The organism is Sphingorhabdus contaminans (genome assembly GCF_007280415.1).
In the GTDB taxonomy this organism is placed as follows: domain Bacteria; phylum Pseudomonadota; class Alphaproteobacteria; order Sphingomonadales; family Sphingomonadaceae; genus Sphingorhabdus_B; species Sphingorhabdus_B contaminans.
Genome location: NZ_VKKU01000002.1, coordinates 1,466,051 through 1,484,995 on the forward strand (window position 1 = coordinate 1,466,051; position 18,945 = coordinate 1,484,995).

Annotated in this window: 20 protein-coding genes; 2 read left to right on the plus strand and 18 right to left on the minus strand. The window is 57.0% G+C overall.

The window, feature by feature from the left end; genetic code table 11:
- Positions 1–56: 56 nt before the first annotated feature.
- Positions 57–1,130 carry an alkene reductase gene (locus FOM92_RS15220; protein ID WP_143777652.1) on the minus strand — a complete coding sequence of 358 codons (1,074 nt, stop codon included), beginning with the start codon at positions 1,128–1,130 and terminating at the stop codon, positions 57–59.
- Between the two features lie 76 nt (positions 1,131–1,206).
- Here FOM92_RS15220 and FOM92_RS15225 point away from each other — a divergent pair, with 76 nt between their 5' ends.
- Positions 1,207–1,959, plus strand: coding sequence for an SDR family NAD(P)-dependent oxidoreductase (locus tag FOM92_RS15225; protein WP_143777653.1), 753 nt, complete (start codon positions 1,207–1,209; stop codon positions 1,957–1,959).
- Here the strand turns inward: FOM92_RS15225 and FOM92_RS15230 are convergent.
- Genes FOM92_RS15230 through FOM92_RS15310 form a run of 17 tightly spaced genes read right to left on the minus strand, consistent with a single transcriptional unit; the run spans position 1,956 to position 17,588 of the window.
- Positions 1,956–3,494, minus strand: a complete 1,539-nt coding sequence (locus tag FOM92_RS15230; protein WP_143777654.1) for a FadD3 family acyl-CoA ligase — start codon at positions 3,492–3,494, stop codon at positions 1,956–1,958. The genes FOM92_RS15225 and FOM92_RS15230 overlap by 4 nt on opposite strands.
- Positions 3,494–3,868 (minus strand): nuclear transport factor 2 family protein, encoded by a 375-nt coding sequence (locus tag FOM92_RS15235; RefSeq protein WP_143777655.1) that lies wholly within the window; start codon positions 3,866–3,868, stop codon positions 3,494–3,496. The genes FOM92_RS15230 and FOM92_RS15235 overlap by 1 nt, the downstream gene beginning before the upstream one ends.
- A 1-nt stretch (position 3,869) precedes the next feature.
- The gene (locus tag FOM92_RS15240; protein ID WP_143777656.1) at positions 3,870–4,331 is read right to left on the minus strand and encodes a MaoC family dehydratase; all 462 of its coding nucleotides are present in this window, start codon (positions 4,329–4,331) and stop codon (positions 3,870–3,872) included.
- Positions 4,332–4,341: 10 nt separating this feature from the next.
- Entirely contained in the window at positions 4,342–5,121 is a 780-nt protein-coding gene (locus FOM92_RS15245) for an SDR family oxidoreductase (RefSeq protein ID WP_143777657.1), read from the minus strand.
- Positions 5,118–6,296 (minus strand): acyl-CoA dehydrogenase family protein, encoded by a 1,179-nt coding sequence (locus FOM92_RS15250; protein ID WP_143777658.1) that lies wholly within the window; start codon positions 6,294–6,296, stop codon positions 5,118–5,120. The genes FOM92_RS15245 and FOM92_RS15250 overlap by 4 nt, the downstream gene beginning before the upstream one ends.
- Entirely contained in the window at positions 6,293–7,351 is a 1,059-nt protein-coding gene (locus tag FOM92_RS15255) for an acyl-CoA dehydrogenase family protein (protein ID WP_143777659.1), read from the minus strand. Before FOM92_RS15255 ends, FOM92_RS15250 begins: the two co-directional genes overlap by 4 nt.
- Entirely contained in the window at positions 7,351–8,256 is a 906-nt protein-coding gene (locus FOM92_RS15260; RefSeq protein WP_143777660.1) for an SDR family oxidoreductase, read from the minus strand. Before FOM92_RS15260 ends, FOM92_RS15255 begins: the two co-directional genes overlap by 1 nt.
- Entirely contained in the window at positions 8,256–9,407 is a 1,152-nt protein-coding gene (locus FOM92_RS15265) for an acetyl-CoA C-acetyltransferase (protein WP_143777661.1), read from the minus strand. The genes FOM92_RS15260 and FOM92_RS15265 overlap by 1 nt, the downstream gene beginning before the upstream one ends.
- A gap of 9 nt (positions 9,408–9,416) precedes the next feature.
- Positions 9,417–10,352 (minus strand): acyl-CoA dehydrogenase family protein, encoded by a 936-nt coding sequence (locus tag FOM92_RS15270; RefSeq protein ID WP_246087330.1) that lies wholly within the window; start codon positions 10,350–10,352, stop codon positions 9,417–9,419.
- The gene (locus FOM92_RS15275; RefSeq protein WP_143777662.1) at positions 10,349–11,512 is read right to left on the minus strand and encodes an acyl-CoA dehydrogenase family protein; all 1,164 of its coding nucleotides are present in this window, start codon (positions 11,510–11,512) and stop codon (positions 10,349–10,351) included. The genes FOM92_RS15270 and FOM92_RS15275 overlap by 4 nt, the downstream gene beginning before the upstream one ends.
- Positions 11,512–12,261 (minus strand): enoyl-CoA hydratase family protein, encoded by a 750-nt coding sequence (locus tag FOM92_RS15280; RefSeq protein ID WP_143777663.1) that lies wholly within the window; start codon positions 12,259–12,261, stop codon positions 11,512–11,514. Before FOM92_RS15280 ends, FOM92_RS15275 begins: the two co-directional genes overlap by 1 nt.
- A gap of 9 nt (positions 12,262–12,270) precedes the next feature.
- Positions 12,271–13,332 (minus strand): NAD(P)H-dependent flavin oxidoreductase, encoded by a 1,062-nt coding sequence (locus tag FOM92_RS15285; protein WP_246087331.1) that lies wholly within the window; start codon positions 13,330–13,332, stop codon positions 12,271–12,273.
- A gap of 2 nt (positions 13,333–13,334) precedes the next feature.
- Entirely contained in the window at positions 13,335–14,228 is an 894-nt protein-coding gene (locus tag FOM92_RS15290) for an enoyl-CoA hydratase (protein WP_143777665.1), read from the minus strand.
- Entirely contained in the window at positions 14,225–15,013 is a 789-nt protein-coding gene (locus FOM92_RS15295; protein ID WP_143777666.1) for a CoA-transferase subunit beta, read from the minus strand. Before FOM92_RS15295 ends, FOM92_RS15290 begins: the two co-directional genes overlap by 4 nt.
- Complete coding sequence (locus FOM92_RS15300) at positions 15,013–15,891, minus strand: CoA transferase subunit A (RefSeq protein ID WP_342778193.1); 879 nt, start codon at positions 15,889–15,891, stop codon at positions 15,013–15,015. The genes FOM92_RS15295 and FOM92_RS15300 overlap by 1 nt, the downstream gene beginning before the upstream one ends.
- A 2-nt stretch (positions 15,892–15,893) precedes the next feature.
- Positions 15,894–16,820 (minus strand): VOC family protein, encoded by a 927-nt coding sequence (locus FOM92_RS15305; RefSeq protein WP_143777668.1) that lies wholly within the window; start codon positions 16,818–16,820, stop codon positions 15,894–15,896.
- Between the two features lie 3 nt (positions 16,821–16,823).
- Entirely contained in the window at positions 16,824–17,588 is a 765-nt protein-coding gene (locus FOM92_RS15310; RefSeq protein ID WP_143777669.1) for an SDR family oxidoreductase, read from the minus strand.
- A gap of 136 nt (positions 17,589–17,724) precedes the next feature.
- Between FOM92_RS15310 and FOM92_RS15315 the strand changes: the two genes are divergently transcribed.
- The gene (locus FOM92_RS15315; RefSeq protein WP_143777670.1) at positions 17,725–18,945 is read left to right on the plus strand and encodes an acyl-CoA dehydrogenase family protein; all 1,221 of its coding nucleotides are present in this window, start codon (positions 17,725–17,727) and stop codon (positions 18,943–18,945) included.

Below are 18,945 nucleotides of genomic sequence, written 5' to 3' on the forward strand. Positions count from 1 at the left end.
GTGACGTTAAGGGCGGCTTTCGGTCGTGTTTGGCCGCGGTGGTGAGAGAGTACCGATCAGTAGTCCGTATATCCCTCATCCTCCCCTTGGTACAAAAATTCATAGCGTGTTTTGGACGCGGCGCCGCCTGTGCGAAACAGGTCTGGTAGCTTCGGATTTGCAATAAATAATCTGCCAAAAGAGGCCGCTTCAGCTTTGCGATCTTCGATCAACTGGCTCGCAGTCGACGCGCTTAGATTGTTGTTCGCAATCACTGGACCAGACCAGTTTGATCGTACCATTGCCAGCGTATCGAGATCTGCGAGATTCATATCGATGACATGGACATAGGCAAGTCCGGCCCCTGTGCGTGCATTGCCGATCTTGTCCGCGGCTTGCAGCAGTGCGGAAAACACGGGAGCCGGGTCAACGGGATCCATCCCGTTATAGGGATTGCCGGGCGAAATGCGGAATCCGACGCGATCGGCGCCAATAGCATCGGCCATCCGTCCCAGGATCAGTTCGGCAAAAGCAACCCTTTGCGCTGGTGGCCCTCCGAAGGCGTCATCACGATGATTGCTGGCGCTATTCAGGAACTGGTTGACCAGATAGCCGCTGGCGCAATGCAGTTCAACGCCATCAATGCCTGCCGCCCGGGCATTGCGGGCCGCAGTGACAAATTCCTCAGCTACGCGGAAAATATCATCCTGCGTCATGGCTCGCGGAGAGCCGCATGCCAAGGGTACGCCATCAGGCCCGGGTACTTTATCTCCGCAGGGGATAGCGGAAGGAGCGATGATATCGGCTTCAAAACCCCGGTTCGCTGGTACAACCACGCGGCCGACATGCATCAGTTGCATCACGATCCTGCCACCTTCGGCATGCACCGCGTCAGCAACCCGCGCCCAGCCGTCGATCTGTTCCTGCGTATAGATACCGGGCGTGCGCCAATATCCTTTGCCTTCGGGCGAAGGCTGTGTCCCTTCGGTGATGATAAGTCCGGCGCTTGCCCTTTGGCGGTAATATTCTGCCATTAAGTCAGTCGGAACATCTCCAGGCCCGGCCCGGTCGCGAGTCATGGGGGCCATGATGATCCGATTTGCTAACTCTAGCGCCCCAATCCTAACCGGAGTGAATAAAATATCATGCATGCAGGATAACGTCCTTGACCGTGATTTGCGTAACACTCTATGCAAATAATTACGCAAATCAAGGAAGGAACGCAGGATGAATTATGGATTCGATGGAAAGGTGGCCCTCGTCACCGGCGCAGGTAGCGGCATTGGACGCGCCAGCGCGATCGGTTTCGCAGCATCCGGCGCGCGCGTTATCGTGTCTGATGTGAACGAGACGGGAGGGACCGAGACTGTCGAAATGATTCGTGCTGCGGGTGGGGCAGCGGTATTCCAGAACTGTGATGTGTCCGAAGCCGATCAGGTCAAGGCATTGGTGGCCCGGGCTGTATCGGAATATGGCGGCCTTGATTTTGCGCACAATAATGCCGGCATAAATTCAATGATGGCGAATGAATATGACGATGATGTCTGGGCCAAAAGTCTGGGCGTCAACCTTACGGGTGTGATGCTGTGTATGCGCGAAGAATCCGAGGTGATGCTGAAAGCAGGCAAAGGTGCAATCGTGAACACGAGCTCGATCAACGGCCTGGTCGGAAATGGAGCGCAGCCGGGTTATGTTGCGACAAAACATGGTGTGGTCGGGTTAACCCGGCACGGAGCGCTGCGTTGGGCACAGCAAGGCGTTCGTGTAAATGCGGTCTGCCCCGGCGTAGTCGAAACAGGCATGACCGCTCCGCTCGCAGCCAATCCCGAAATGCGCAAGGTGCTGGATAGCATGACACCCATGGGCCGCATGGGCCGTCCCGAAGAAATCGCCAGTGCAGTGCTTTGGCTTTGTTCGGATCAGGCAAGTTTTGTTACCGGCCACGCATTGGTGATCGATGGGGGCGCAACGGCGGTCTAGATCGAACGTAATTCGGTCTTGAGGACCTTGCCGCTCGCATTGCGGGGCAGGTCTTCGACAAAGACGAAGCTGCGCGGGACTTTGTAATTCGCCATATTTTCCCGGCTCCATGCGACCAGTGTCGCCTCGGTTGTACTGGTTCCGGGGCGCAGGACGACATAGGCTTTGCCGACTTCGCCCATCCGATCATCGGGGACGCCGACAACCGCGACCATCGCAACAGCGGGATGTGCGGACAGCAGCTTTTCCACCTCGGCAGGGTACACATTGAACCCGCCGGAGATGTACAGGTCTTTCTTGCGATCGGTGATCCGGACATAACCATTTGTGTCCATCGTGCCGACATCGCCGGTATGCAACCAGCCGTCCGCGTCGATGGCCTCGTCCGTAGCATCAGGGTCATCAAGATAACCCAACATAACGCCTTGGCCCCGAACCAAAATCTCGCCTGTTGCGCCTCGCGGAACTTCGATTCCGGCTTCATCGGCGATTATGACTTCGTTCCCCGGAATCGCAGCGCCGCATGTTTGCGCGATCAAATCGACAGGGTCTCCCGGCCGGCATCCGGTGATGTTCACACACTCGGTCATGCCGTAAGCCGTAATGATATCCCGGATACCGAGCTCATTCCGGATGCGTTCAACCAGAATGGGCGGGACAGTTGCTGCGCCCGTCGTTCCGCCACGTAACGAAGATGTATCAAAAGGCTTCTTGTCGCGCTCCGACAGCAGCATCTGGAAAATTGTGGGCGGCCCGGGGAGGAAGCTGATCTTCAACCGTTCGATAAGATTTATCGCTTCATGTACTTCGAATTGCGCCATCGGTACCGCGACTGCCCCCGACAACAGGCAGGCGACCCAACCTACCTTCATCCCGAAACTATGGAAAAAGGGATTGGCGATCAGGTAGCGCTCACCAAAGCCGAGGCCTGTATTGCCGATCCACACCGCGCATTGCGGCAGGACCCGGCCATGGGTCATCATCACACCTTTCGGACTGCCGGTGGTGCCGCTGGTGAAAAGAATATCTGAAATGGTATCGGCATTGATGATCGTCAAAGCCGCATCGACCGCTACATCGCCTGATCCTTTGCCATATGCCAGAAAGTCGGGGAAGCCGACATCCATAAGGATGGTTTCGGAAAGGTCTGGCAAGTTCTCTTCGGCAAGCAAGGCGCGATAATCGATGCCGAGAAAGTCACTGACCGTAAACAGGATGCGCGCCTTGGTACGGCGCAAGATATCACCCGCTTCGCGTCCCTTTAATCGGGTATTCAATGTGACAACGGCTGCGCCTATTGTCATCGTGGCGATAGCTGCAATGATCCACTCGTGCCGGTTAGGTGCCCAGATCGCAATCCGGTCTCCCGCCTTGGCGCCCCGTGCGATCAGTGAGGATGCGGCCGCCCTCGACAAATCCCAAAGCTCGGCAAAGCTGAGTGTCAGGTCGCCCTCGATGACGACGGGTGCATCTGGCCATTGGCGTGCGGCGGCCTCGGCAGCATGCGGTATAGTCTGGGGTAGGGGCGACAGCATTATCCGGCCTTCATATTCTCCGGCCCCCAATAGGCGCGCATTTCGACTATTTTGCCCGCATCATTCAGGCGGAAGGTGTCGATCACATCTATGACGGTTTTCTGACCTTGCCATTCGAGTTTGACAGCGAAATCGAACGCAACATAGTCCGCGGCGCAACGCGGCGTCCCATAAAGCTCGAGCTTTGCTCCTGTGGCCATCGAACCTGTATAAAATGCCCGTATTTCATCATGACCGCGTCTGATTGCCGTACCGACCGGATCCTCGACCGTGGCGTTTGCGTCGAACAGAGCCACAATGGCTTCGGCATCGCCCCTCGCGAATGCATCGACATATCCGTTTACGGCCGCGAGTTTTTGTTCGGTGGTTGGCATGTCAGGTCTCCGGAAAATAGCGGCTGATGGTGTCCACAACGCATGCGGGCTTTTCGCTGCCCTCAATCTCGACCGTCACACGGACGACCGACTGGATCGCACCCTTGATTTCCTCAATCGAAACAATTTCGCCGACGCCTCTAATGCGGGCGCCCACCTTGACCGGCGCAAGAAAACGCAGCCTGTCTGCGCCGACATTCACAGCATGTGCAAAACCCCGCACTTCAATCAATTGCGGCAGGAAATAGTTGACCAAACTCATCGTCAGATAACCATGGGCGATTGTGCCGCCAAAGGGGCCATCTGCCGCACGTTGCACATCGACATGTATCCATTGGTGATCGCCGGTGACATCGGCAAAACCATTTACCCGATCCTGCTCGATCGCTAGCCAGTCAGTGGGCCCCAACGGGGTTCCTTCGCTTCCGATTAGTGCGGCTGGGGTCTCGAAAATTCTGGTCATGTGCTTAACCTCATGCGCGCTGGCTTGAGACCGAGACTATTTCGCCGGTCATGTAAGATGACAGGTCCGAAGCAAGGAAGATCATCACATTTGCGACTTCCCATACTTCGGCAGGCCGGCCGAACGCTTCCTTTGCGGATAGTTCCGCTAGCAGGTCATCGGTCGTCACCTTGGCCAGAAACGCATGCATCGCAATGGATGGGGCGACTGCGTTTATACGCACGCCATGTTCGGCAGCCTCAATCGCGGAACAACGGGTAAAGGCCATGACACCTGCTTTTGCCGCGGCATAATGGGCCTGGCCTTTTTGCGCGCGCCATCCAAGGACGGAAGCATTGTTCACAATGATTCCCGATTTGCGTTCGTACATTGTAGGCAGAAAAGCGCGGGTCATGCGAAACACGCTGTTTAATGTCACGTCGAGCACGCGGTTCCATTGATCGTCGCTCATATCCACAACATCGACTTCGCCGCCCAGACCGGCATTGTTGATGAGCACGTCGATAGATCCTAGTTCCCGCAGTGCCGCGTCGCGCAGGCCATCGACCTGTTCTTGATTGGTAACGTCGCAAACAAAGGTAGCCGGTCGTGCGCAGCCTGTCTCTTCAGCTATCCGGTCCGCAGCCTCGCCGAGCCTGCGTTCATGAAAATCGCTGATCAGTACGGTTGCCCCTTCTTCGGCCGCACGCTTGGCAACAGCATAACCGATGCCGGTGCCGGCGGCAGCGGTGACAACAACGGTCTTGCCCTTCAGTAGGTCGCGGGGTTGGGGATAGGCAGGTGTCGTCATACGTCTCCCCTAGGTTCCCGCGGCATCCCAAGACCGCGTTCAGCAATCAGGTTGCGCTGGATCTGGTTGGTACCGCCATAAATTGTGTCGGCGCGGGAATAGAGGAATAGGTTAGGAAGCATTGTCCATTCATAGTCGGCATTATCGGTGACTTCACCCGCTTGCCCCAACACATCCATCGCCAACTCACCGAGATTACGGCGCCATGTCGCCCACTGAATTTTATAGGTCAGCGCTGCCCCGTCGACTTTTGAATGATCGGTGTTTGATAGCATCCGTAGCGCGCCATAGCGCATCAGCCTCAATCCGATTTCGGCCTTTGCCAAACGCTGCCGGACCAAAGAATCACTGGCTGCTCCATTCGCTTTTGCATCCAGAATGATGGCGTCCAGTTCGTTCCGGAATGCCATTTGCTGCCCCAGCGTGGAAACCCCGCGTTCAAAGGCGAGAAGGCCCATGGCAATCCGCCATCCGTCGCCTACGGCACCGATCAGGCTGTCTTCGGGACAGGTCGCGTCGGTAAAAAAGGTTTCGTTGAATTCGGCATCACCATTGATCTGCTTGATCGGTCGGATTTCAATACCCGGCTGGTCGATCGGCATCATCAGGAAGGTCAGTCCCTTTGGACCCTTTGAGCCTTCTTCAGTACGGGTAACGACAAAAATCCAGTCCGAAATATGTGCCAAGCTTGTCCAGATTTTCTGGCCGTTGACGACCCAGGAACCGTTTTCAAGCCGTCCTTTGGTACGAACACTGGCAAGGTCCGATCCTGCGCCGGGTTCCGAAAAGCCCTGACAGAAAATTGTATTGCCCGCTGCGATATCAGGCAGAAAACGCTTCTTCTGATCCTCCGTGCCGAAGGTCAGGATCGTGGGACCGGCAAGCTCAATGCCGATATGGTTGACCCGGCCAGGAACGCCTGCGCGGGCATATTCTTCGGCAAAGATAACCTGTTCGGCAAGGGTAGCGCCTCTTCCGCCCCATTCTTTGGGCCAGCCGATGCATCCCCATCCATGTGCGCCGAGATGTTGCTCCCACTCTTTGCGCCGCTCGGCTTTTTCCGTGAGTGTGCTTATACCCTTTATATCGCGGAATTCCCCTGCCATCTGCGCATTTAGCCAGTCGGCACATTCTGCACGGAACAACTCTTCTTCTGGCGAGAAGCCCAGTTTCATGCCGCTTCTCCCAAGATCATCTTTGCCACCTGTTCGCGATGGTAATTGCCGTTACCCAACATGGTCTGGATCGACCTTGCGCGCTTGAAATAGAGATGGGCATCATGTTCCCACGTGAAACCGATGCCGCCATGCAGCTGGATCATGTTCGATGCACACATGAAAAATGTGTCGGCGCAAAAGCTCTTGGCCGCATGCAAAGCAAGAGCCGCCTCGTCCGAGCCTTCATCGACGGCACAGGCTGCCCAGAAAACGGCGGAGCGTGCCTGCTCGATTTCGATTACCATATCTGCGAGGCGATGCTTATAGGCCTGAAACGAACCGATGGGGCGTCCGAACTGGATGCGTTCCCTGGCATAAGCGACCGTTTTGTCGAGCGCCGCCTGTGCGCCGCCTAACGCTTCTGCAGCGAGGCAGACCCAGCCACATTCGCGCGCAGTCTGTAATGCTTGCTGCCCTTTCGGCAACGGCTCCGCAGTCGCCCGGTCCAATGTAACTCGCGCGAATGGCCGTGTTTGGTCCATCGTCGTGAGCGCGGTCACTGTTACACCCGGCGCATCACGCCGGACGATCCATGCGCCTTCGGTATCACCAAGCACAAAAAGGTCGGCCGCTGCGCCATGTGCAACAAAATCCACTTGGCCTGATATTGTGTTGGCATCCACCGTCAGCATCTGGGTGCCGGCACATGCGCCGATCACATCGCCGCTTATAAGGCGAGGCAGTATTTCTGCTTTTTGGGATTCGCTACCGCCTGCGGCTATAGCATGCGCTGCCATAGCGATGCTTCCAGCCAGGGGAATAGCCGCAATTTGTGCGCCCGCCGCTTCGGCCACGAGAGCAAATTCCACCATTCCAAGGCCTGCTCCACCATAGGTTTCGGGCAGCGCGACTCCGCCAAGGCCCAATTCGCCACAAAAGGATCGCCACAATGCGCGATCAATGCCGTCACCCGCCATTGCCTTGCGCGTATGCTCGGACGTTGCGCTTTCGGCGAAAAAGGCGCGTGCGGTCTCGCCGATCATCGCCTGTTCTTCGGTAAACACAAATTCCATCAGGCGGTACCCCACACTTTGCGCGGTGGGGTGCGGGCGGTGAGCAGTTTTTGAACCGCTTCGCCAACATCACCCGGATTCCATCGGGCACCAGCATCAACCATAGGGCCTTCGCGCCATCCATCCTCAAGCATGATCTTGCCGCCTTCGAGTTCAAACACGCAGCCTGTTACATCGGCGCTTTGCGCGCTCCCCAGCCAAACTACTGTCGGTGCAATGTTGGCAGGGTCCATGACATCGAAGCTTTGGCCTTCGGTCGCCATTTTTTCCGCGAAGGCTTGTTCGGTCATTCGTGTGCGGGCAGAGGGGGCGAGGGCGTTGGCGGTGATACCGTACCGGCCAAGCTCTGCGGCCTGTACCAATGTTAGCGCGGCGATGCCGCCTTTCGCCGTGGAATAAGCGGCTTGTGCAATGCTTCCCTGAAGTCCGGCTCCCGATGAGGTGTTGATAATCCGCGCATCGGGATTTGAGCCCCCCTTCTGTTTTTCGCGCCAATAGTTCACGGCATGACGTGACAGACAAAAATGCCCCCGTAGATGGACATGCATCGTCGCGTCCCATTCCTCCAATGTCGCCGATACAAACATGCGATCGCGGACGATGCCGGCATTGTTGACCACCACATGCAAATCGCCAAACGCGTCCAGGGCGGCATCGACGATCCGCTTTGCGGCATCCCAGTCGGTGATGTCTTCATAATTGGCGATCGCCTTGCCGCCCGATGCTGTGATCTCCTCGACTACCGCGTCGGCAGCGCTTGTGTCCCGCCCCTCGCCCGAAAGCGATGTGCCAATGTCATTCACGACCACATTTGCCCCCTCAGCCCCGAAGGCGAGCGCATAAGCTCGCCCGAGCCCGCGTGCGGCGCCGGTGATGATTACTGTTCTTCCGTCACAAATACCCATTACAGCCTCTCGATAATCGTCACATTGGCCTGGCCACCGCCTTCGCACATCGTCTGCAGACCGTAGCGCCCGCCTGTGCGTTCAAGCGCACCCAGCAAGGTGGTCATCAGACGGGCGCCTGTGCCGCCAAGCGGGTGTCCCAACGCAATAGCGCCGCCCTGCACATTGACCTTCTCATGCGGAATACCGAGTTCCTTCATCCAGGCCATCGGCACCGAAGCAAAAGCCTCGTTGCATTCAAACAGATCAATATCACTCACCGACATACCCGCTTTTTTCAGCGCATATTGCGTTGCAGGAATTGGTGCCGTCAGCATCCAAACCGGGTCGTCGGCACGGACCGAAATGTGGTGGATACGTGCGCGCGGTTTCAGGCCATGCTCCTTCACGGCCTGCTCGCTGGCGATCAGCAGGGCTGCTGCACCATCGCAATTCTGGCTTGCGACGCCGGCGGTGATGACGCCGCCTTCCTGAACCGTCCGGAGGCTCGCAAGCCCTTCCAACGTCGTTTGCGGGCGAATAGTTTCATCGCGGTCGAGCCCGGCCAATGGCGACACCTCGGCATCGAACCAGCCATTGTCCCATGCGGCCTGCGCGCGCTGGTGCGAAGCGAACGCGAACTCTTCCATTGCTTCGCGGCTGATGCCCCATTTGGCTGCAATCATTTCTGCAGAATTGATCTGGTTCAATATGCCATCGCCATATCGCGCCACCCATCCGGGTGAGGTGTTGAACGGGTTTGCGAACCCGTAAGGCTCCGCAGCCAGCATCGCCGCCGAAATGGGAATAGCATTCATCGCCTGCGATCCGCCCGCGACGACAAGGTCCTGCGTTCCGCTCATCACCCCCTGGGCGGCGAAGTGTACGGCCTGCTGGCTCGATCCGCATTGCCTGTCAATTGTTGTTCCGGGGACATGCTGGGGTAGTCCGGCAACGAGCCATACCGTGCGACCTATATCACCGGCCTGTGGACCGATGGTGTCGCAGCAACCCCAGACGACATCGTCGACAGCGCCCGCATCTATTCCTGTGCGTTCGACCAGCGCCTTGATCGGGGCAGCGCCCAGATCGGCAGGGTGCAGTTCCGCTAGCGTCCCTTTCTTGCGTCCAATCGGAGTTCGTACCGCATCAATGATATAGGCTTCAGCCATCTTCATTCCTCAAGCAAAAGTGTGTTCCGGGCCGATCGGGATTGAACCGCCCAGCACGGCTGCGTCGAGCCGCTTGTAATGATAGGAGCGATCACCCCATCCTCCGACCAGCGCCCAGCTACGCTTCATCCAGAAATGCAGGTCCACTTCATAGGTGTAGCCCATGGCGCCATGCACTTGGATGGCGGTTTCGGCGGTCAACATGGCAGCATCGCTCGCCGCGATCTTTGCGTGGCTTACATGAACCGGTGCGGTTTCCAGACCGTCCTGCATTGCAGCAGCTGCCCTCCAAACCACGGGCTTTGCAAACTCGACCGCAACGGCGCAACTGGCGAGCTGGTGTTTGATTCCCTGAAAAGCTCCCACGGGCTGCCCGAATTGCGTACGTATCTTGGCATATTCAACGGCCTGTTCCAGCATTGCGTCGGCCAGACCCAACAGCTGCGCCGCATTCATCAGTGCACCTAGATTGAGCAAACGGTCGTCGTTACTCCCGCTTGCCGGGAACATTGCGAGGTTGCGTAAAGGGTCGACACTTGTTTGTGGTTTGCCTTCGCCATCTGCTACCCATGGATTTAGAACATGGGGCAGGGCGACCTTGTGATCGCCAGAGGCAATCGCCGATAATTTATCGGTTTCACCTTTTGCGATAAGCCATGGCACTGCCACGAAAGCCGTATCGACCAAGGGTTCGGCGAGACAAACCCGTCCGCATTCAGCAGCAATCAGTGCGGCTTCGACAAGGCCCATTCCCAAGCCACCATGGGCTTCGGGTACACATAGGCCGGTCAGTCCCATATCCACCAAAGCTTGCCAGATAGCAGGATCGCGATTGCCATCGACATCCAGTCGTCTCAGGACTTCAGGGCCGTGGGTTCCGCTGAAATAATCGCGGACGGATTCGACAAGCACCAATTGGTCTTCGGAAAAACGGAAGTCCATCATCCAGCTCCTACACGTGGCAGGCCAAGAAGCCGTTCAGCGACGATGTTGCGCTGTACTTCGTTTGACCCGGCATAGATCGGGCCGGATAGTGAAAAGATATAGCCTTCGAGCCACTGGTTTATCTGGCCATTTCCAAAACGCTTCAATTCGGCATGTGCGCCGAGTAAAAGCATGGCGGTACGATGCATGGACCGATCGAGTTCGGACCAGAAAATCTTGTTGAGGCTCGCCTCCGCGCCAATCTTGCCTCCCCCCATGATTTTTGAAGCTACCGCATAGGTATTATAGGCATAGGCCTGCGCTGCCCCCCAAGCCTGAACAACCGCCTCGCGCGCCGACGGCGAAGCTTCAGCTTCGTGCGCCCGGTAAAGCTCTACCAGCCTTTTTGCGGTTGCCTGAAACCTGCCGGGCGACCGCAGCATTAATCCGCGTTCGAACCCGGCGGTTGCCATAGCGACGTTCCAGCCTTCGCCTTCACCGGCAAGGCAGTTTTCTACGGGAACCCGCACTTCATCAAAGAAAAGTTCTGCAAATCCGGTTTCGCCGTGAAGTTGGCGGATCGGCCGACGGGTGATGCCGGGCGTATTGAGGTCGAACAGTATGAAGGTCAGGCCCTTGTGCCGCTTGCTGTCCGGGTCTGTGCGGAAAATGCCAAAGCCCCAATCGGCAAAGGCTGCGCGGCTGCTCCATGTCTTCTGTCCGGTTATGACATAATGATCACCATCCCGGACGGCTTTGGAGGAAATGGCTGCCATGTCGCTGCCCGCACCGGGTTCGGACCATGCTTGCGCCCAGATCACTTCTCCTTTGGCCATGGGTGTCAGGAAACGGCGCTTCTGGTCCTCGGTGCCGAATTCCATGATGGTCGGGCCAAGCAGAAAAATGCCGTTTTGGTTAGCGCGGTTGGGGCCACCAGCGCGAAAATATTCTTCCTCGAAAATCAGCCACTGAATTAAGTCGAGGCCGCGACCGCCATATTCTTCGGGCCACGTAACCATGCCCCAATTGCCGGATGCGAGGGTGCGCTCCCATTCGACATGCTGGTCAAATCCCTCTTTGCATTCCAGCGTGACCAGCGGTTCTTTGGGAACATGTGCCTCCATCCATGCCCTCACTTCGGCACGAAATTTTTCCTGTTCCGGTGTATAGTGGAGATGCATCAGAATTCCGCCGCCTTGCCGGTTTCCACAAAGGCGTCACGCGACTTCTGACTATCCTCGTGCATGTACATTTCCAAAGTGAAGCCCTGTTCCCAACGATAACCGCGATCAACATCACGCGGTTCAAGCCCGTTCAGCGCTTCCTTGGCGATGACGAGGGCCTTGCGCGACTTTGATGCGATTACGGCACAGAAAGCGCGAGCCTCCCTTTCAAGATCTGCGCGCGGGACGATCTTCTCAACCGCGCCCAAGCGGTAAGCCTCTTCGGCGGGAATATTGCCACCTGTAAAAAAGGCAGCCCGCACCTTGTGCAGCGGCAGCATGCGCGAAAGATGGCTCGCCCCGCCCATTGCCCCGCGATCGACCTCGGGCAGGCTGAAATAGGCATCGTCGGCTGCGATAATCGTATCGCTTGCCCCGCAAATTCCGATGCCGCCGCCAATGACAAATTTATGTACAGCCGAAACCACCGGTACTTCGGCGTCGCGGATAGCCTTGAAAGTCAGGTAATTGCCGCGGTTTAGGATGGTGATCCGTTCGGGATGGGCCTGCATTTCCTTTATATCGACGCCTCCGCAAAAGCCCCTTCCTTCCGCACGGATCAGGATGCAATTGACGTCCGGATTGCGACCGGCGTCTGCAATAATGTCCGGTATCGACATCCATGTATCGCTATCAAATGCGTTGACCGGTGGCACGTCGAAGACAATCTCCGCAATTCGTTCCTTCACATTGCAGCTTATCGGCATATCTCTCTCCTAAGCCTGAAGGGTTTGCATCGCGGCGATACGCGCCGCCGCGTCTGTTTCGATTTGAGCGAGCAATTCCGCGCAGCTCGGCAGATCCTGCAGCCGGCCGGCGACAACACCGGTGGCCATTAGGCCGTTATCCGCGTCCCCCGAAACAACTGCGCGCTGGATCATCATCGGCGCCGCTGCCGCCATCATGGCCTGTGCGAGTGGCATTTCGCCATGGCTGGTCATTGCCTTTGCGGTACGTATGACATCGCCCCAGGACATTCCGGTCTGGCGCTTCATTTCCATACCCGCCTCTACTGCACGGGCCCACATGGCGATTTTTCCGGAACCTTCGATACGCTTGAGCAATGGATTGAGGATCATGCGTTGCGGTATGCCATCAACCTTGGTGGAAACGGCGATGTCGCTGGTGCCCGCCTTGACATAGGCCGATTTGGGTGCAGCTGGCACCGGGCTTTCGGCCGTCATCAAGAATCGTGTGCCCATTGCGATACCAACCGCCCCATAACCGAGTGCCGCCGCCAGGCCCCGCCCGTCGGCGAAACCACCTGCTGCAACCACCGGTATCTTTACTGCATCCAGTACCTGAGGCAGCAGTACCGTCGTCGGAACCGAACCTGTATGGCCGCCGCCTTCTCCGCCCTGAACCGTGACCATGTCGCAGCCAAGTTCTTCCATTTTCTGCGCATGCTTGACCGCACCGATGGTCGGAATGCACAAGATTCCGGCATCCTTGAACCGGCCGATCATTTTTGCATCCGGGCCGCGCCCGAAACTGACGGCACGAATGCGATCCTTGTTGGCAAGAATGATGTCGACAATTTCGGCAGCGCCCGGCTGGAAGCTGTGGAAATTCACACCGAAGGCATGTTGTGTCATATCCCTGAGACGTGCGATTTCGTCCTTGGCTTCCTGGGGGGTCATGACTGCCGCTGCAAGAAATCCGAATGCGCCTGCATTACTTGTCGCTGCGACAAGCTCCGGCTTGGCAATCCAACCCATTGCGGTCTGGATAACCGGTATGCGGCAACCAAGTGCCTCGGTTAGCGGCGTTTTCAGCAAGGTCAGTCCGATGTCTTTTTATTTGCGGCCGCTGCCGATTTACCGCTGACACCGCCAATAGAGTCGCCGGTCACCAGGTCATTCTGCGCATGAGCAAAATGATGCATGTGGAATACCGCGTCCATGGCAGCACGTTTGCCACGTAATTCCTCGACATGGTTCACGGCCTGTTTGGTGAGCCAATTGCCAAGCCGCGATCCTGCCGCAAGCTTGTTCGCCCAGGCTGCGGTTGCTTCTTTCAGTTGCTCGCGCGGTACAACTTTGTTGACCATGCCAAATTGTTCGGCACGGGCAGCGGGCATACGTTCGCCGAGCAGCAGAAATTCTTTGGCTACACGTGGCGGTAATTCATAAGCGTGCGCAAAATACTCTACTCCCGGGATTCCCATCAGCGGAACGACGGGATCCTGGAAAAAAGCATCTTCGCTGGCAACAATCAGGTCGCATATCCACGCAAGCATCAGCCCGCCCGCGATGCATGCACCCTGCACCATCGCAATAGTAGGCTTTGGGATGTCCCGCCAGCGACGGCACATTCCCAAATACTGCTCCTGCTCGCGCGTGTAGAGCAATTCCGCGGCCGGCTTGTTGGTGTGCGGTGCAATCATCAGTCGTTTGTCGAATTCGAAATGCAGGTCGCGGCCCGGTGTGCCGATATCATGTCCGGCGCTGAAATGCTTGCCGTGTCCTCCCAGCACGATGCACTTGACAGTGTCGTCATTGACCGCGCGCTGGAAAGCGTCGTCAAGCGCATAGGTCATCTGGCCGTTTTGGGCATTGTTGAACGAGGGCCGGTTCATCATGATCCAGGCAATGCCGTCTGCTGCTTCGTACAGGACAGGCTCTTCGGTTTCGTATTCGATTGCGACGTTCTTGGGTTGAACCAGATCGGTCATGCCATACTCCCATGTGCTGGAGGATTATCCTTGATGACCCCTGCCCGGATATTATGCGGATCAAGCCTGCTAATTATTTCAAGTTGCTCTGCGGTGGGCAGTGGCGTTTCACCCTGAACGGCATCCGCAAGCGTGAAGCCTGTCGCTGATTGGACATCTGCAAAGGTCACTCCGGGATGCAAGGAAACGACACGAACGGCATTATCCATCCCGCCAAAATCCATCACACATAGGTTTGTAACAATCAGCCGCAGGTCGACACCGGTGTAATTTCCGCCGGCGATCCGCTTTGCAGGATTATAACCAACTCCAGACACCATATCGACTTCGCCTTCCACAAACACACGCGGTCCGTGCGCGGGGAAGAAGAAGCTGTTCGGGTGATAAATGGTGTTGCCTGGGAATCCACGTACACCCAGCATCTGGGTTTTTGGCTGCTTATGGGTACCGCCCAGTTGTGAAAGATTGATCTGGCCGAAGCGGTCAATTTGTGTTGGCGTTACCATCGCATGGCGACGGCCCGTCCACACCGCACTGTCGAAAAAGCGCGAGAAAGGCAGATAACCGGCTGCCTTGCGATCGTCATAATCGCGTGGTCCGAGAGGCACGGGATCTTCGACAAGATAGGCTTCGCCATCGGTCATCATCAGTTCGGGACTGTGCGTCAATTTGGCAAGGCTGGCAGCGAGGCGCGGAACCGGGCCTACGCCCGTTGCGATGATCTCGCCATTACCGCGAAACGCCTCTGAGCAGGCCACGATGCAGAGTTCAGCAAGCGTCGCCATCAGTAAATCGCCAGCGGGGTTTGCATCACCGCTTCCTTTCCACCTATTCCGGCCAAATACTCCGCTTCGCTTGCGCCAACAAACCGGTCGGACACTTCCGGCCAGTTACCCGGTTCACGCGCCGCATCGGCATAGGTCTTGAACGCCCTCATATCGGGTCCGTAATGCGGAGGCATTGAGCTTGGATGCGCCCCTCCTGCGATCTCGACCACGCCAGTGACGAAGCAACGTTCGAAAACATTTGCTTGAGCTTGTTCGGGATAATGGTCCTCCATCCGGTCGACCAACTCTTCGCAGCTGACGAATGTCTTGGAGGCGGCCTTTGCGAACCATTCGTCATAATAGACGTCTGCGCCGAATAAATGGACGTTGCCGCGCCAATCGCTGCGGTTCACATGCAAAATTGCGGCATCGAGGTTCAGTGCGGGCATCGCGATCAATGTTTCGCCGTCCGCATAAGGTGACTGAACAGTTTTCAAACCGCCCAACTCGGCTAGGTCGGTCCCGAGCCCGACCCTTGTCGGTAGAAAGGGCAGGCCAAAGGCCGCGGCCTTGAGGCCCCATTGGAACATGCCTTCATCGAGTTCAAGCACTTCTATCTGGCCTGCTTCGCGTGCTTTTCGGAACCAAGGCTCCAGCGGAATGGCGTCGAGGGACACAAAGGCAAATACCAGTTTCTTCACTTTGCCCGCGGCGCACAGCATTCCGACATCAGCGCCGCCATAAGCAACGATCGTCAGATCCTTCAGGCCAGAGCGCAGGATTTCCCGAACAAGCGCCATTGGCTTGCGGCGCGGGCCCCAACCTCCGATACCGATTGTCATCCCATCCGAAAGTTGCGCGACCATGTCGGCCGCACTCATACGTTTATCGAGCATTGTCATTCCGCGGCCTGCGCTTGCTGGTCTTTCATCGCCTTTTGCCAGGCCCATTCATGGCCCCAAATGCTGATGCCTTCATGCCGGGTCACTTGCCAATTCGCCGGATCGATCACGAGACTGTCACAGCCGAGCTCCAGATCGAAACCGGACGGTGTCTGAACATAGAAGCCCACGGTTTGATCGTTGAAATGCTGTCCAAAAGTCGCGGATTCGGCGTAGCCAAATTGCTTCATTCGATCATGTGCTTTGCCTACCTCAACCAGATTCGGATATTCCAGCATGATATGGACCGCGCCCGAGGGCGGGATCGGCCCTTCGCCAAACGCGATGCTATGATGCCGCCCGTTATCGGCGTGCAGGAAGGCGAAATGCATAGGCGGCGCTTCCGGACCCATCAGGTGGAAGGCGGGCATGTCGGTTTCATGAAAGCCCACGACATCGCGATGAAAGGCCAGGACTTCCTGAAAATTGGGTGCGGAAAATACCGCATGCCCCATTCCCATTTCCCCGGTGACGAAATCCGGCACGCCAATAGGGGAAATGAACGGCGTATCCGCACGGCTGTCGCCATGGAAAAACTCAAGGCCATTTCCTGCGGGGTCGCTGGTCCTGAAACCGGCTGCAACACCGCGCGAAACGCAATCCTGGGCCGAGAACTCGTCGACCGGACGCCCGGAGGTGCGGATGGCGGACGCCAGCGTTTCTAGCGCGTTCCCATCGCTTACCTCGTAACCGGCTAGCTTGAACCAATCGCGCGTTGATCGTTCAATCCTGAACCGGAACGGCCTTTGGTCGATCCTGTATAACGCAGCGCCGTCCGCGGCATCGGGTGCACGCATCACTCCAGCGATTTGCGTCAGGAAATGGTCCCACTTTTCCGGCTGCGCAGTTTCAATGACTACATAGCCAAGCGCCTTAACCCCCATCGCTCAGCCTCCTTTCACAAGATCTAGAAAATAAGGGCGTTCGCCACCGCCATCGACTTGCAGACGCGCGCCGCTGACCCATTGGGCGAGATCGGAACATAGCCAAAGAACGGCGCCGGCAATGTCGTCGCCCGTTCCCATTCTGCCCAACGGCATCGATGCGCCTACCTTCGCCTGCGCCTCGGCATTGCCATAGGTCGCATCGGCATTCTCGGTCGTCATCAGGCCTGCGATGATGGCGTTGACCCGAATTTTGTCTTTGCCCCATTCCTGAGCGAGGCTCTGTGTAAGATTGAGAAGACCTGCTTTCGAGGCCCCATAAATCGCTGTCCCGGGCGAGGGTCTTGCACCGGATACGCTGGCTATGTTCACAATGCTGCCGCTTCCGCCCTTAAGCATGTGTGGATAAGCCGCCTGCGCAACGTATAGCGGTGCGAGAAGGTTGAGTTTGACAAGAGCATCTACGAAACGGGGTGATGCAGTAGCGGCGTCATGCGGCGGTGACCCGCCGGCATTGTTGATCAGGATATCGATTCGGCCATGCTCGCCTGCCACCGAGTCGACAAAGATCTTTACCTGTTCGGGATCGCGAATATCGCATGCGGTAAACCGGACGTTATCCGGCAATGATTCGGGTGCGTTTCTCCCGCAAATCGCGACCTTGCAGCCCGCTTCTGCCAGCCGCGCTGCTATAACGCGGCCAAGCCCGCGGGTGCCACCTGTGACAATGGCCACCTGCCCGGATAGGTCGATCCTCGATTTCATCATATCTGACATGTCATTTTTACTCGTATCGAAAGCGAAAGCGGTTTTCAATTGACGATTTGCGTATTTAATGACAAAAAAATTTACGAATGTCGCGTCTCAATATGGTTTGAGTCGCCAAACCTCGGGAGAAACGCAAATGGCAACCGTTGTCGCCATGCAGGGCCGACCCGGTCCGATTCCTTCAGCCGACGAGTTGGTAGCTCGTGCAAAGGCCATGATTCCGACGCTGAAGTCACGTGCCAAACAATGCACGGCGCAGCGTAATGTGCCGAAAGAGACGATTGCCGAAATGCAGGAAGCAGGCTTTTTCCATATCCTGCAGCCCAAGCGTTGGGGCGGGTATGAAATGCACCCCAATGTGTTTTTCGATGTGCAAAAGGCGCTTGCGGAAGGATGCATGTCGACCGGCTGGATGTACGGTGTCCTTGGTTGCCACCCCTATGAACTTGCGCTGTTCCATGACCAGGCGCAGCAGGAGGTCTGGGGAACCGACCCGTCGATGCTCGTCGCCTCGACCTATCAGCCCGTCGGCAAGGTAACACAGGTCGAAGGCGGTTTCCGCCTTTCCGGCCATTGGGGCTTTTCAACAGGATCGGTGCATTGCGGCTGGGTATTGCTTGGCGCGCTCGTTTGGCCGGATGATGTGCCGGGTTCCGGACCTCCCGATATGCGGACATTTTTGCTGCCGCGCAGCGACTACACGATTGGTGAAGATGCCTGGCATGTATTCGGTCTTCAGGGAACGGGCAGTCACGATATCATTGTCGATGATGCCTTTGTTCCGGAATATCGCACCCATCGCGCGGTCGATGGCTTTCTGTGCCAAAATCCGGGGCAGGCCGCAAATGACGGACCGCTTTACAAATTGCCCTGGGCTCAGGTCTTTACCCGTTCGGTCTCGACTGCCGCATTTGGAGGGGCGCAGGCCGCAATAAATGCCGGAATGGCAATCATGCAGGATCGAGTGTCGACCAACACCGGTAAAGCATCAAAGGCAGACCCTATTCTTCATGCGGCTCTGGCGCGTGCGATATCGGAAAAGAGCGAAATGGAAACGACGCTGCGCCTGACATTTGAAGAGCTGATCGGTTATGCCGAGCGCGGGGAGCCCATACCGATGCAAAAGCGCGCCTTTTTCACCTACCAATCCAGCAATGTCGTACGCAGGCTTGCAGATCTCGTCGACGACATCGTGAAGCTTTTGGGAGGCCGCGCCATCTATATGACCAGCGATATTATCCAGCCATGGCTCGATCTGCATGCCGGTCGTGCGCACGTTGCTAATGACCCGGCCAATCGGACGGCGGACGTCATTGGTACGTTGCTCGGCGAAGAGCCGGCGTTTACATTTCTCTAA